Below are 13,755 nucleotides of genomic sequence, written 5' to 3' on the forward strand. Positions count from 1 at the left end.
ATCATGGCTGGAAAGGCTGTCGGTGGAAGAGATCGTGTGAGCATTTAGGGCAAAGCGGCAAAATTTCCGGCGTATAAAACGCGATATGATGAAGGCATTTTTCACACACCAGATTGCCTAATCCCACCACTTCACCGCTGTGATAGACACCGTGATGGTTGACATCCTTAAAAATTTCACGCCACTCCAGTTGGGTTTTATCCGTAATATCCGCCAGTTCCTGCCAGAGACTCTCTTTAATGACCCGCATAAAAACGCTATCGGTAAACTCATCCTGACTTTCACCGTAACTACGTGCAAACTCCGCCAGATCTCGCTGAACGGCCTGAATCACCTGATCAATTTCTTTTTGCGTCAGTTCTGAGTTTGCCTGCAACGTCTCCCTGGCACGTTGCACCAGACCATCCATATCCCGTTCACCATTATTCAGCCGGGCCGTCACTGAAGCCATTAACTCGCGGTAGTAGCGGGCTACTTTACTCATGCTCCCTCCTGAATATGCCGGTTGAAATACGATGTGCAATACGTCCCTGGCGCCTGACGGCCTTTAACGCGAACAAATATCCAATTTATCTCCCTCTATTTTAGACTATTTCCCCTTCATAACCGGGACGGACTCGCTATTTGCGTGATTTTTACTCGTTTTCTTCTCACAAATCAGAAATATTCCCCAGCCGGGAACAGGGTGTTGTTGCCTCAGTCGCTTATCAGCTATGCTATGCGGATCTTTTGTTATGAATCAAAGTACGCTACCGGCGTAGCTATTCTTTACTAAACAGGACCCCTGGCAGCCATGCAAGAGCAATACCGCCCAGAAGAGATAGAAGCGCACGTCCAGCTTCACTGGCAAGAGAAGCAGACATTCAAAGTGACCGAAGAACCTGGCAAGGAAAAGTATTATTGCCTTTCCATGTTGCCCTACCCTTCTGGCCGTCTACATATGGGACACGTTCGTAACTACACCATTGGTGACGTGATCTCTCGCTATCAGCGAATGCTGGGAAAAAACGTATTGCAGCCGATTGGCTGGGATGCGTTCGGCCTGCCAGCGGAAGGCGCTGCGGTTAAAAATAATACCGCCCCGGCTCCCTGGACCTACTCCAACATTGAATACATGAAAAACCAGCTCAAACTGCTGGGTTTCGGCTACGACTGGGATCGCGAAGTCGCCACCTGCAAACCGGACTACTACCGCTGGGAACAGTGGTTTTTCACCAAACTGTATGAAAAAGGTCTGGTTTATAAAAAAACCTCTGCGGTGAACTGGTGCCCGAACGATCAGACCGTCCTGGCCAACGAGCAGGTTATAGATGGCTGCTGCTGGCGCTGCGACACCAAAGTGGAACGCAAAGAAATTCCACAGTGGTTTATCAAAATCACCGATTACGCCGATCAACTGCTCAACGATCTGGATACGCTGGAAAGCTGGCCCGAACAGGTCAAAACCATGCAGCGTAACTGGATTGGCCGTTCTGAAGGCGTTGAAATCACCTTTGAGGTGGCAGACAGTCAGGAGAAACTGAACGTTTATACCACCCGTCCCGATACTTTCATGGGCGTAACCTACGTGGCCGTCGCCGCCGGTCACCCGTTGGCGTTACAGGCCGCGGCCAGTAATTCGGCACTGGCTGACTTTATTGATGAATGCCGTAATACCAAAGTGGCCGAAGCCGACATGGCCACTATGGAGAAGAAAGGCATGGCTACCGGCCTGTATGCCATTCATCCGCTGAACGGTGAAAAAGTCGCTATCTGGGCCGCTAACTTTGTGCTGATGGACTACGGCACAGGCGCCGTCATGGCTGTACCGGGGCACGATCAGCGTGACTGGGAATTCGCCGCCAAATACGGCCTGACTATCAAACCGGTTATCCTGAACAGCGATGGCAGCGAGCCGGATCTATCCGCTCAGGCGATGACGGAAAAAGGCCGGTTGTTTAACTCCGGCGAGTTTGATGGTCTGGACTTTGAATCCGCCTTTAACGCCATTGCCGACAAACTGGTGGCACGGGGTATCGGTGAACGTAAAGTCAACTACCGTCTGCGCGACTGGGGGGTTTCCCGTCAGCGTTACTGGGGGGCGCCAATCCCCATGATTACGCTGGAAGACGGTACGGTCATCCCAACGCCGGAAGATCAACTGCCGGTCGTGTTGCCGGAAGATGTCGTCATGGACGGTATTACCAGCCCATTGAAATCCAATCCTGAGTGGGCGAAAACCACGGTGAATGGTCGGCCCGCAATGCGTGAAACGGATACGTTCGACACCTTTATGGAGTCATCCTGGTATTATGCGCGCTACACCTGCCCACAGTATGATAAAGGGATGCTGGATCCGGCAGCGGCCAACTACTGGCTGCCGGTCGATCAGTATGTCGGGGGCATCGAACACGCCATCATGCATCTGATGTATTTCCGCTTCTTCCACAAGCTGCTGCGTGATGCCGGCCTGGTTACCTCCGACGAACCGGCCAAGCGCCTGCTGTGTCAGGGCATGGTACTGGCGGATGCCTTTTATTATCTCGGCGATAACGGAGAGCGCATCTGGGTATCCCCGGTAGACGTCACCGTTGAGCGCGACGAAAAAGGCCGTATCGTTAAAGCAGTCGATAAAGACGGTCACGACGTTGTCTATGCGGGTATGAGCAAAATGTCGAAGTCCAAAAACAACGGCATCGATCCACAGGTCATGGTTGAAAAATATGGAGCAGACACCGTTCGTCTGTTTATGATGTTTGCCTCACCCGCAGAGATGACGCTGGAATGGCAGGAGTCCGGAGTTGAGGGGGCGAACCGCTTCCTGAAACGCGTCTGGAAACAGGCTTTTGATCATACGGCAAAAGGCCCGGTTCAGGCGCTGGACGTGGCAACCTTAACTGAAGATCAGAAATCATTGCGCCGCGACCTGCATAAAACGATTGCCAAAGTAACCGATGATATTGGCCGTCGCCAAACCTTTAATACCGCCATCGCTGCCATTATGGAGCTGATGAACAAACTGGCTAAAGCGCCGCAGGAAAGCGCACAGGATCGTGCGTTGACTCAGGAAGCCCTGCTGGCGGTGGTACGTATGCTTTATCCTTTCACACCGCACGTCTGCTTTGTACTGTGGCAGGCCTTGCAGGGTGAAGGCGATATTGATACGGCGCCCTGGCCGGTCGCTGATGAAAACGCCATGATAGAAGATTCCAAACTGGTGGTCATTCAGGTGAACGGTAAGGTACGCGGTAAAATCACCGTTGCCGCCGACGCCAGTCAGGATCAAGTACGTGAGCGCGCTGCCGAGGAACCTCTGGTAGCGAAATATCTGGACGGCGTCACTGTGCGTAAAGTGATTTATGTCCCTGGCAAACTGCTTAACCTGGTTGTAGGTTAAGGCAAGGAGGATCTGTGCGACATCGTCTATTTACGTTGTTGCTGGGGCTGGCGGTGTTAGTCACCGCTGGCTGCGGTTTCCATCTACGTGGCACGACACAAGTACCTTCATCGTTACAAACGCTGGTGCTGGACAGCAGTGATCCGTACGGCCCGTTAACCCGTGCGGTTCGTGAACAGTTGCGCCTCAGCGATGTGGAAATTGTTGCTGATGCCACCCGGCAGGATATTCCCTCTTTGCGGATCCTGAATGCATCGGAAACAAAAGATACCGTCTCGGTTTTTCAGGATGGGAAAACGGCTGAATACCAAATGGTGTTGGTGCTCAGGGCGCAGGTTCTGATGCCAGGTGAAGATATTTATCCACTCAGCGTGACGGTATTCCGCACGTTCTTTGATAACCCATTAACCGCCCTGGCGAAAGATGCCGAGCAGGATATTATCCGGCAGGAAATGCGCGAACAGGCGGCGGCACAACTGGTGCGTAAACTGCTGACCATTAACGGCAGTAAAGGCGCTAAAAATCAGCCAGGCACCTCGACGGGCATAACCCCGTCGTCCGATCGTTCATGATTCGACTTTACCCGGAACAGCTCGCTGCGCAACTCCATGAGGGGTTGCGTGCGTGTTATCTGATCTGCGGTAATGATCCCCTCTTATTACAGGAAAGCCTGGACAGCATCCGGCGCGTGGCTCAACAGCAGGCATTTAGCGAGCATTTTAGTTTCACGCTGGATGTTCACACCGACTGGGATGCGATTTTCAGCACCTGTCAGGCCCTTAGCCTGTTTGCCTCCCGCCAGACGCTATTGCTGCTTCTGCCTGAAAACGGCCCTAATGCGGCTATGGCTGAAAATCTGGTTAAGCTGTCTGGCTTATTGCATCAGGATATTTTACTGATGATACGTGGCAACAAGCTGACCAAAGCACAGGAAAACAGTGTCTGGTTCAAGGCATTATCGCAGGACAGCGTTTATGTAAACTGCACTACCCCAGAGCAGGCACAGTTACCGCGCTGGGTGGCTAACCGCGCCAAATCAATGAAACTGGTGCTGGACGAACCTGCAGGCCAGCTCATCTGTTACTGCTATGAGGGGAATCTTCTGGCATTAACGCAAGCGCTGGAACGTTTAGCTCTGCTTTATCCTGATGGCAAGCTCACCCTGCCCCGCGTTGAGCAAGCGGTCAGCGACGCGGCGCATTTTACCCCTTTTCACTGGCTTGATGCTTTGCTGGCGGGCAAAGCCAAACGCGCCTGGCATATTTTGCATCAGCTCAGGCAGGAAGAGTGCGAACCCGTTATCCTGCTGCGGACAATACAGCGTGAATTGCTCCTGCTGCTGACGCTGAAACGGCACATGACCACCACGCCGCTGCGTACACTCTTCGATCAACATAAGATCTGGCAAAACCGCAGAGATTTATTAACGCAGGCGCTGCAACGGTTAAGTATGGCGCAGTTACAACAGGCAATCGGCCTGCTGGCCAAACTGGAAATTACGCTGAAACAGAACTATGGTCAGCCTGTCTGGCCTGAGTTGGAAACACTCTCCATGATATTGTGCGGCAAAGCCCTACCAGAGAGCCTGTTAGATGTTAACTAGTTTGACCACGCAAGCTGATTCAATCAAACAAGCCGAACCCGTCGCCCTGACCGCCTTTTTCGGGGGGACGTTTGATCCCATCCATTTCGGACACCTGCGACCGGTTACCGCGCTGGCAAAAATTGTCGGATTAAAGCAGATTGTGTTACTGCCGAACAATGTTCCGCCTCACCGGGCGCAACCCGAAGCCAGCCCGCAGCAGCGGCAATACATGGTTGAACTGGCGGTTGAAGCCAATCCTCTGTTTGTCGTGGACGACCGGGAGTTGCAGCGCCAACAGCCGTCATACACCATTGATACGCTGGAAACGCTACGTGCCGAGAAAGGCAGTGCCGCACCGTTGGCGTTTATTATCGGACAGGATTCGTTACAGACACTGCATCAATGGCATCGCTGGCAAGACATTCTTAAGGTTTGCCATCTGCTGGTTTGCGCCCGCCCAGGCTACCGCTCGGAGCTGGAAACGCCAGCGTTGCAACAATGGCTGGAAGCTCACCAGACGCAGAGCACCCACGCTTTGCACCGGCAATCCCACGGTCTGATCTTTTTAGCTGACACGCCATTGGTGACTATTTCAGCGACGGAAATACGCCAGCGACGACAGCAAGGCCTCAGCTGTGACGATCTGCTGCCCCCGACGGTGTTGCGCTACATCAATGAACAGGGGCTGTACAGATAGCGATGTCTTTATCTCATTCGTGCTTGCAAATGGGGGCTTTATACCACTCATCAGTAGTGCGTGATATACTTCGCCGCTGGTTTCAGTCACGGGAAAAACCGGTAATATCGGCAATTATGTTGCGAAACGGTCTTTCTATCATCCAGCGCCATAAGCGTCCATCAGTCGTCGATGGATAGTCAAATAGGGGGAACTTTGCAAGGTCAGGCACTCCAAAATTTCGTTATTGATAAGATAGACGATTTAAAAGGTCAGGATATCGTTGCACTGAATGTGCGGGGTAAATCCAGTATCACGGACTATATGATCATCTGTACCGGTACTTCCACCCGCCATGTCGCGTCTATTGCCGACCATGTGGTGCAGGCGTCGCGTGCTGCCGGACTAATCCCATTTGGCGTGGAAGGCGAGAATATTGCCGACTGGGTAGTGGTCGATCTGGGTGACGTTATGGTCCATGTCATGCAGGAAGAAAGCCGCCAGTTATACGAACTGGAAAAGCTCTGGGGCTAGCATGAAACTGCAACTGGTCGCCGTTGGCACCAAAATGCCTGACTGGGTGCAAACAGGTTTCGCTGACTACCTGCGCCGTTTTCCCAAGGATATGCCATTCGAACTCACTGAAATTCCGGCAGGTAAGCGGGGCAAAAATGCAGACATCAAACGCATTCTTGAGCGCGAGGGTGAACAAATGCTGGCGGCGGTGGGTAAAGGTAACCGTATTGTTACGCTGGATATCCCCGGTACAGCGTGGGAAACCCCACAGTTGGCCCAACAGTTGGAGCGCTGGAAACAGGATGGACGCGACGTCAGCCTGTTAATTGGCGGCCCTGAAGGGCTGGCGCCTGAATGTAAAGCCGCGGCGGAGCAAAGCTGGTCGCTCTCGCCCTTAACGTTGCCGCATCCATTGGTACGCGTGTTGGTGGCGGAAAGCCTGTACCGGGCCTGGAGCATTACCACTAATCATCCTTACCATCGGGAGTAAGGCGATACGATGAAACACGTGAAATAAACCGCAGGATGAAAATAGAACGCAAACCTTTTCGTGATTATACGGCGGAGTCGGCCCTGTTCGTGCGTCGCGCTTTAGTGGCGTTTTTGGGCATTTTGCTGCTCTCTGGCGTATTGATCGCCAATCTCTATCATCTGCAAGTTTTACGCGTTGATGACTACCGTACCCGCTCCAATGAAAACCGCATCAAACTGGTGCCTATTGCGCCCAGCCGCGGCATTATCTACGATCGGAATGGTGTTCCGCTGGCACTGAATCGGACTATCTACCAGTTAGAGCTGGTACCGGAAAAAGTAGATAACCTTCAGGCAACGCTGGACGCATTGAAACCTATCATCAATCTGACCGATGACGACCTGGAAAACTTTGAAAAAGAACGCAAGCGCTCACGCCGTTTTACGTCTATTCCCGTCAAAACCGGTCTGGACGATATTCAGGTTGCCCGCTTTGCCGTTAATCAATACCGTTTCCCCGGCGTTGAAGTCAAAGGCTATCAACGCCGCTATTATCCTTACGGCTCCGCACTGACCCATGTCATCGGCTATGTTTCAAAAATCAACGACAAAGACGTTGAGCGGCTGAATAAAGAAGAAAAAATCGCTGATTACGCCGCCACCCACGATATCGGCAAATTGGGTATTGAACGTCATTATGAAGATTTGTTACATGGTAAACCCGGCTATGAAGAAGTCGAGGTCAATAATCGCGGACGGGTGATTCGTCAGCTCCATGAGCAACCCCCGCAGGCGGGAAGAGACATTTATCTGACGCTCGATCTGAGTTTGCAAATGTATATTGAAAAACTGCTGGAAGGCAGCCGTGCGGCGGTGATCGTCACCGATCCACGAGACGGCGGTATTCTCGCGCTGGTTTCCACCCCCAGCTACGATCCCAACCTGTTCGTTGATGGCATATCCAGTAAAGACTATAACCAGTTGCGCAATGACCCTAACCGCCCGCTGATCAACCGGGCAACGCAGGGGGTGTATCCACCGGCATCCACGGTAAAACCCTATATTGCCGTTTCGGCCTTAACGGCTGGCGTCATCACAACCAACACAACCCTATTCGATCCAGGATGGTGGCAATTACCAGGTTCAGAGAAGCGTTTTCGTGACTGGAAAAAATGGGGCCACGGTCGGCTTAATCTGACCAAAGCATTGGAAGAATCGGCGGATACCTTTTTCTATCAGGTCGCCTATGACATGGGTATCGATCGTTTATCAGAATGGATGAGTAAATTTGGTTACGGCGAAAAAACCGGCATTGATATTTCTGAAGAAAGCGCGGGCAACATGCCGACACGAGAATGGAAACTCAGACGCTTCAAGAAACCCTGGTATCAGGGTGACACTATTCCGGTTGGGATTGGGCAAGGCTACTGGACAGCAACACCGATACAGATGAACAAAGCGCTGACTACCCTGATTAATGATGGGCAGGTAAAAACCCCGCACCTGCTCTACAGCTCCAGAGAAAACGGGACGGTGATCCCTTACCGTCAATCGGAGCAGCAACAAATTGGCGATATCCATTCCGGTTTCTGGGAGATTGCCAAAGACGGAATGTACGGTGTGGCAAACCGCCCTAATGGCACCGCCCATAAAAGTTTTGACAATGCGCCTTACAAGATTGCGGCCAAATCCGGTACTGCACAGGTTTTCGGCCTGAAAGAAAACGAAACCTACAATGCGCACAAGATCGCCGAACACTTACGCGACCATAAGCTGATGGTGGCTTTCGCGCCTTATAACAATCCTCAGGTTGCCATGTCGATCATTCTGGAAAACGGCGGCGCTGGCCCCGCAGTCGGCACCATCACCCGGCAGATCCTTGACCATATTCTGTTAGGCGATAACAATACAGAATTACCTATTGCGCCCCCGGCGGCGCCCGGCAGCGAAAGTGAGTAACAGACATTCATGACTGATAGCCAACAAAAAGGCTCGATCTGGACGAAAATCCATATCGATTTTCCTTTCCTTATCTGCATCCTGGCATTGCTGGGCTATAGTCTATTCGTTATGTGGAGCGCCAGCGGTCAGGATATCGGCATGATGGAACGAAAAATCGTTCAGGTCGTGCTGGGGCTGATTGTCATGGTTGTCATGGCGCAAATCCCACCGCGGGTTTATGAAGGATGGGCGCCTTATCTTTATGTTGCCTGCGTTATCCTGTTGATGATGGTGGATATTTTCGGCCAGATCAGTAAGGGCGCCCAACGCTGGCTGGATCTGGGATTTGTGCGTTTCCAACCTTCGGAAATCGCCAAAATTGCGGTTCCGTTGATGGTTGCCCGTTTTATCAACCGCGACATGTGCCCGCCCTCGCTCAAGAATACCGGTATCGCGCTGGTGATTATTTTTACGCCGACGCTGCTGGTCGCAGCCCAGCCAGACTTGGGCACCTCCATCCTGATCGCCTCGTCCGGGCTGTTTGTCCTTTTCCTCGCCGGGATGAGCTGGCGGTTAATTGGCATAGCGGTGCTGTTGCTTGCCGCTTTTATCCCCATCCTGTGGTTTTTCCTGATGCACGACTATCAGCAAGCGCGAGTAATGATGTTGCTGGATCCGGAAAGCGATCCGCTGGGAGCGGGCTATCATATTATTCAGTCGAAGATTGCGATTGGTTCCGGCGGTCTTTCTGGCAAAGGCTGGCTGCATGGCACACAATCTCAGCTAGAGTTCCTGCCGGAGCGCCATACCGATTTTATCTTCGCCGTGCTGGCGGAAGAGTTAGGGCTAATCGGCGTACTGGTTCTGCTGGCGATGTACCTGTTTCTGATTATGCGCGGTTTAGTCATTGCCGCTAACGCACAGACATCATTCGGTCGGGTGATGGTTGGCGGACTGATGCTGATTCTGTTCGTCTATGTTTTCGTTAATATCGGTATGGTCAGTGGTATCCTGCCGGTGGTTGGCGTGCCATTACCGCTGGTCAGCTACGGCGGTTCGGCGCTTATCGTCTTAATGGCGGGGTTCGGTATCGTTATGTCGATACACACTCACCGCAAAATGCTATCCAAGAACTTATAAACCGAGGTAAGCAATGCGTAAGGATTGGCTTTGGATTGGCGTCGTGAGTCTGACGCTCTCGGCCTGTACCGTAACGGAACAGCAACCGGCCCCCCCTGTCAGTAACGTTTACAGCGGCCCGGTTGAAGAAATCGGCGGCGCCGAACCGCGTTATGAACCCTATAACCCAGGTACATTGCAAGACTACACCCTCAAAGGCAAGACCTATAAGGTCATAAAAAATCCGCAAAACTTCAGTGAAACCGGCCTGGCGACCTGGTACGGCGAGGAAGCGAGCGGTAATCGCACATCCATTGGTGAAATGTTTGATCCCAACGCCTTAACCGCCGCACATCCCACGCTGCCGTTGCCCAGCTATGTTCGTGTCACCAACCTCAGCAATGGCCGTCGTCTGGTGGTCAGAGTGAACGATCGAGGGCCTTACACGCCGGGCAGAATTATCGATCTGTCGAAAGCGGCGGGCGACCGGTTAAACATTTCCAACAATACCAAAGTTAAGGTTGATTTCATCAATGTTGCCCCGGACGGCATGCTTTCCGGCCCTGGCACCATTGGCACCCGCGTTGCCAAACAAAGTTTCTCCCTGCCCGATCGCCCCAGCCTCGGCGCAAGCGAACTCGGCACACCTATGATGGAAAATACCAATACACCAGCAGTCGCTACCCTGCCCATCAGCAACAGTGCATTAAGCGCACCGACCGATGACGCCATGCCGCAAAGCAGCACATCAACGCGCAGCGGTGGTTTCCTCGGCGCCCCTTCCGCACTGCCTGCCGGTGTTCTCGAAACCACACCGTCACCTGCGGCGACGCCGGCAGCCGCCCTATCGTCTGCACCGGCCACCGCTGACTCAACGGCCAGCGGACGTTATGTGGTTCAGGTTGGCGCACTTAGCGATCAACAACGGGCGCAAGACTGGTTACGCAGTCTGCGTGAACGGTTTCAGGTGACGGGCAATGTCACCGCCAGCGGCGGGCTATACCGCATCCAACTGGGGCCGTTCCAAAATCGTCAGCAAGCGGCTGAACTTCAACAACGTTTGTCAGTCGAAGCTCAACAGCAATCCTTTATTACTACGGCATCCGGCACGCTCTGACGCAAAAAGATATCCCGAAGCCAGCTCAGGCCACATGATAACGGCGCCTGAACGCCATGAGTAATAACGGATAAAGGGGCAACGGTGAGATCAAGCACCGCGCCCCTTTCGCAAAATCACGTAACGTAATGTCTGGTGCCGGCCTATTTCTCATCTGCTATAGTGTGGCTCGTTTTTTAACTTATACCCACGGATGTTGTTGTTCCAATCATGAATACTGTAAACACGTCTCGTTTTACTAAACGTACTGCGCTTGGCGCTTTGCTCGCCATGAGTGCATCCTCCTTTGCTTATGCCGATGACATCAATATTAAGACGATGATCCCAGGCGTTCCGCAAATTGATGCAGAATCATACATCCTGATTGATTACAACTCCGGGAAAGTGCTGGCCGAAATGAATGCCGACGCACGCCGCGATCCGGCCAGCCTGACCAAAATGATGACCAGCTATGTCATCGGTCAGGCGATAAAGTCAGGAAAAATCACCCCCAACGATATTGTTACTGTCAGCAAGGATGCCTGGGCGACCGGTAATCCTGTTTTCCAGGGTTCTTCACTGATGTTTCTGAAGCCGGGCGATCGTGTCCCGGTTTCCCAGTTGAATCGTGGCATTATTCTGCAATCCGGTAATGATGCCTGCGTGGCGATGGCCGACTATGTCGCGGGCAGCCAGGATGCTTTCGTTAGTCTGATGAATGGCTACGTAAAAGCGCTTGGCCTGCAAAACACGCATTTTGAAACCGTACATGGTTTGGATGCCCCAGGCCAGTTCAGTTCGGCACGGGATATGGCGTTGATCGGCCAGGCATTAATTCGTGATGTTCCTGATGAATACGCGACCTATAAAGAAAAAGAATTTACCTTCAACAATATCCGCCAGACTAATCGTAACGGTTTGTTGTGGGACAGCAGCCTGAATGTTGACGGCATTAAAACCGGTCATACCTCATCTGCCGGTTATAATCTTGTCGCCTCCGCGACTGAAGGCCAGATGCGCCTGATTTCAACGGTTATGGGCGGACGTACCTTTAAAGGACGCGAAACCGAAAGCAAAAAATTATTGACCTGGGGATTCCGTTTCTTCGAAACCGTGGCGCCGCTGAAAACCGGTAAAGAGTTCGCATCAGAGCCGGTTTGGTATGGTGACAGTGACCGCGTTGCCCTCGGGGTGGAAAAAGATGTTTATCTGACCATTCCCCGTGGCCGGATGAAAGATCTGAAAGCCAGCTATGTGCTGACCAATAGTGAACTGCACGCACCGTTGGGCAAGAATCAGGTGGTTGGCGCTATCAACTTCCAACTGGACGGTAAAACCATTGACCAGCGTCCTTTGGTGGTGATGAATGAAGTCAAAGAAGGCGGTATTTTCAGTCGCATGGTTGACTACATCAAGCTGATGTTCCACCACTGGTTTGGTTAATCCCTCTTGTATGGAGATAATTTGTCCCCATATAAAGAAACACGCCTGAGGTTGATGACAAACCCATGGAGGTGAGGCCGAGATACCCGGGCTTATCGTACCGAGGGGCACTCCGGCGGCTTACGCCGCTACGACCCCATCGGCACGCTGTCCCTAATATCATACTTTGTCAGCAGTCTGACGCCTGCCTTCAGGCGGGCGTATTAATTTATACAACCCCCATTCATTCTGGAGCGCAGATGAAAACCAAATTAAACGAATTGCTCGAATTCCCCTGCTCTTTTACTTACAAGGTGATGGGACAGGCAAAACCAGAGTTGGTCGATCTGGTCGTTGAAGTGGTGCAACGTCATGCGCCCGGCGATTACACGCCACAGGTCAAACTCAGCAGCAAAGGTAATTATCATTCCGTTTCTATTACTATTACCGCCACCCATATTGAGCAAGTGGAAACACTGTATGAAGAGTTGGGCAATATTGAAATTGTACGGATGGTTCTGTAACCGTCCCCGGCTCATCACGCCGGTGGGCATTCGCATATCCGTCAGCGATAACATCAGTAGGAAAACAGGCTTAATGCTGTTCGCTGGCGTTTCCCGCCGCTATAATCCCCTCATCCTTCCTTAACCTGAAGATGACACGCTTGCTACAGGATAAGATCATCGTACGTCAATTCAGCGTACAACCTTATGAACCAGTTTCGCAGGCAATGCATAAATTCACCGACCTGCGCGACGATAAAACGTTAGATGAAATCTGGCTGGTTCAACATCCACCGGTATTCACGCAGGGTCAGGCCGGCAAGGCCGAGCATGTTTTAACGCCCGGCGATATCCCTGTCATACAGAGCGACAGAGGGGGGCAAGTAACCTACCACGGCCCGGGCCAGCAGGTGATGTACATACTGGTTGATTTAAAACGGCGTAAATTGGGCGTTCGGCAACTCGTCACTGCGATCGAAAACACTGTGGTGGACACGCTGGCCCATTTTCACATTGAGGCCAAGCCCCGCGCTGATGCACCTGGGGTATATGTCGGGGAGCGTAAAATCTGTTCGCTGGGCCTGCGTATTCGCAAAGGCTGTTCCTTTCATGGGTTGGCACTGAATATCTCAATGGATCTGTCTCCTTTCCAGCGCATCAATCCCTGCGGTTATGCCGGTATGCAGATGGCGCAGATGAGTGACTACGTCTCAGGTATTACGCTGGAAGATACCGCTCTCGTTTTGGTCAAATCATTTCGGCAATTATTGGGTTACCGGCAGTATGAGCTGATGAACTGGGATTTGGCTGAAAATGGCGAGCCGGTGCCATAATGGCGGTAAAATTGGAGACGGGGATACCCTGCCAAACTGATTACCGGTCACATTTTATTTACATATTTTCTCCATCTTTAACGTTCAATAGCTGCATGTAGCGGGATAAAGATGATATAATTTTGAGAGTTTTTTAAAAAATTTTTAAAGAAAAAATATAAACCTTTTAATTTTATTTATAAATTTAAAAAAACGAATCAGAACTGGAAATTTAGAA

13 protein-coding genes are annotated in these 13,755 nt (G+C 51.8%); 12 read left to right on the plus strand and 1 reads right to left on the minus strand.

Annotation, left to right across the window (positions count from 1 at the left end):
• Position 1: 1 nt before the first annotated feature.
• On the minus strand, positions 2-484 hold the full coding sequence (locus BIY29_RS09960; RefSeq protein ID WP_121574973.1) for a zinc ribbon-containing protein: 483 nt from the start codon (positions 482-484) through the stop codon (positions 2-4).
• 309 nt (positions 485-793) lie between these two features.
• Here BIY29_RS09960 and leuS point away from each other — a divergent pair, with 309 nt between their 5' ends.
• The 12 genes from leuS (at position 794) to lipB (ending at position 13,538) form a co-directional block, all read left to right on the plus strand.
• Positions 794-3,376, plus strand: a complete 2,583-nt coding sequence (gene leuS / locus BIY29_RS09965; RefSeq protein ID WP_121574974.1) for a leucine--tRNA ligase — start codon at positions 794-796, stop codon at positions 3,374-3,376.
• Between the two features lie 14 nt (positions 3,377-3,390).
• Positions 3,391-3,948 carry an LPS assembly lipoprotein LptE gene (gene lptE / locus BIY29_RS09970; RefSeq protein WP_121574975.1) on the plus strand — a complete coding sequence of 186 codons (558 nt, stop codon included), beginning with the start codon at positions 3,391-3,393 and terminating at the stop codon, positions 3,946-3,948.
• The gene (holA, locus tag BIY29_RS09975; RefSeq protein ID WP_121574976.1) at positions 3,945-4,979 is read left to right on the plus strand and encodes a DNA polymerase III subunit delta; all 1,035 of its coding nucleotides are present in this window, start codon (positions 3,945-3,947) and stop codon (positions 4,977-4,979) included. Before lptE ends, holA begins: the two co-directional genes overlap by 4 nt.
• Complete coding sequence (gene nadD, locus BIY29_RS09980) at positions 4,969-5,658, plus strand: nicotinate-nucleotide adenylyltransferase (protein ID WP_121574977.1); 690 nt, start codon at positions 4,969-4,971, stop codon at positions 5,656-5,658. The genes holA and nadD overlap by 11 nt, the downstream gene beginning before the upstream one ends.
• A 195-nt stretch (positions 5,659-5,853) precedes the next feature.
• Positions 5,854-6,171: a ribosome silencing factor gene (gene rsfS / locus BIY29_RS09985; RefSeq protein WP_121574978.1), complete on the plus strand. Its 318-nt coding sequence runs from the start codon at positions 5,854-5,856 to the stop codon at positions 6,169-6,171.
• A 1-nt stretch (position 6,172) separates the two neighbouring features.
• Positions 6,173-6,643, plus strand: coding sequence for a 23S rRNA (pseudouridine(1915)-N(3))-methyltransferase RlmH (gene rlmH, locus BIY29_RS09990; RefSeq protein ID WP_121574979.1), 471 nt, complete (start codon positions 6,173-6,175; stop codon positions 6,641-6,643).
• Between the two features lie 35 nt (positions 6,644-6,678).
• Positions 6,679-8,583, plus strand: a complete 1,905-nt coding sequence (gene mrdA / locus BIY29_RS09995; RefSeq protein WP_121574980.1) for a peptidoglycan DD-transpeptidase MrdA — start codon at positions 6,679-6,681, stop codon at positions 8,581-8,583.
• A gap of 9 nt (positions 8,584-8,592) precedes the next feature.
• Positions 8,593-9,705: a peptidoglycan glycosyltransferase MrdB gene (mrdB, locus tag BIY29_RS10000; RefSeq protein ID WP_121574981.1), complete on the plus strand. Its 1,113-nt coding sequence runs from the start codon at positions 8,593-8,595 to the stop codon at positions 9,703-9,705.
• Between the two features lie 13 nt (positions 9,706-9,718).
• Positions 9,719-10,801, plus strand: coding sequence for an endolytic peptidoglycan transglycosylase RlpA (rlpA, locus tag BIY29_RS10005; protein ID WP_121574982.1), 1,083 nt, complete (start codon positions 9,719-9,721; stop codon positions 10,799-10,801).
• A gap of 210 nt (positions 10,802-11,011) precedes the next feature.
• Positions 11,012-12,223: a D-alanyl-D-alanine carboxypeptidase DacA gene (gene dacA / locus BIY29_RS10010; protein WP_121574983.1), complete on the plus strand. Its 1,212-nt coding sequence runs from the start codon at positions 11,012-11,014 to the stop codon at positions 12,221-12,223.
• Positions 12,224-12,462: 239 nt separating this feature from the next.
• On the plus strand, positions 12,463-12,726 hold the full coding sequence (gene ybeD / locus BIY29_RS10015; RefSeq protein WP_121574984.1) for a DUF493 family protein YbeD: 264 nt from the start codon (positions 12,463-12,465) through the stop codon (positions 12,724-12,726).
• Positions 12,727-12,857: 131 nt separating this feature from the next.
• Entirely contained in the window at positions 12,858-13,538 is a 681-nt protein-coding gene (lipB, locus tag BIY29_RS10020; RefSeq protein ID WP_205680324.1) for a lipoyl(octanoyl) transferase LipB, read from the plus strand.
• The last annotated feature ends 217 nt before the right edge of the window (positions 13,539-13,755 follow it).

This window comes from Brenneria alni, assembly GCF_003666245.1.
In the GTDB taxonomy this organism is placed as follows: Bacteria; Pseudomonadota; Gammaproteobacteria; order Enterobacterales; family Enterobacteriaceae; genus Brenneria; species Brenneria alni.

Excerpts from the sequence above, each read along its gene's own strand:
- BIY29_RS09960 (WP_121574973.1), bottom strand. The coding sequence starts at position 484 with ATGAGTAAAGTAGCCCGCTACTACCGCGAGTTAATGGCTTCAGTGACG.
- leuS (WP_121574974.1), top strand. The coding sequence starts at position 794 with ATGCAAGAGCAATACCGCCCAGAAGAGATAGAAGCGCACGTCCAGCTT.
- holA (WP_121574976.1), top strand. The coding sequence starts at position 3,945 with ATGATTCGACTTTACCCGGAACAGCTCGCTGCGCAACTCCATGAGGGG.
- nadD (WP_121574977.1), top strand. The coding sequence starts at position 4,969 with ATGTTAACTAGTTTGACCACGCAAGCTGATTCAATCAAACAAGCCGAA.
- rlmH (WP_121574979.1), top strand. The coding sequence starts at position 6,173 with ATGAAACTGCAACTGGTCGCCGTTGGCACCAAAATGCCTGACTGGGTG.
- mrdA (WP_121574980.1), top strand. The coding sequence starts at position 6,679 with ATGAAAATAGAACGCAAACCTTTTCGTGATTATACGGCGGAGTCGGCC.
- mrdB (WP_121574981.1), top strand. The coding sequence starts at position 8,593 with ATGACTGATAGCCAACAAAAAGGCTCGATCTGGACGAAAATCCATATC.
- rlpA (WP_121574982.1), top strand. The coding sequence starts at position 9,719 with ATGCGTAAGGATTGGCTTTGGATTGGCGTCGTGAGTCTGACGCTCTCG.
- dacA (WP_121574983.1), top strand. The coding sequence starts at position 11,012 with ATGAATACTGTAAACACGTCTCGTTTTACTAAACGTACTGCGCTTGGC.
- ybeD (WP_121574984.1), top strand. The coding sequence starts at position 12,463 with ATGAAAACCAAATTAAACGAATTGCTCGAATTCCCCTGCTCTTTTACT.
- lipB (WP_205680324.1), top strand. The coding sequence starts at position 12,858 with ATGACACGCTTGCTACAGGATAAGATCATCGTACGTCAATTCAGCGTA.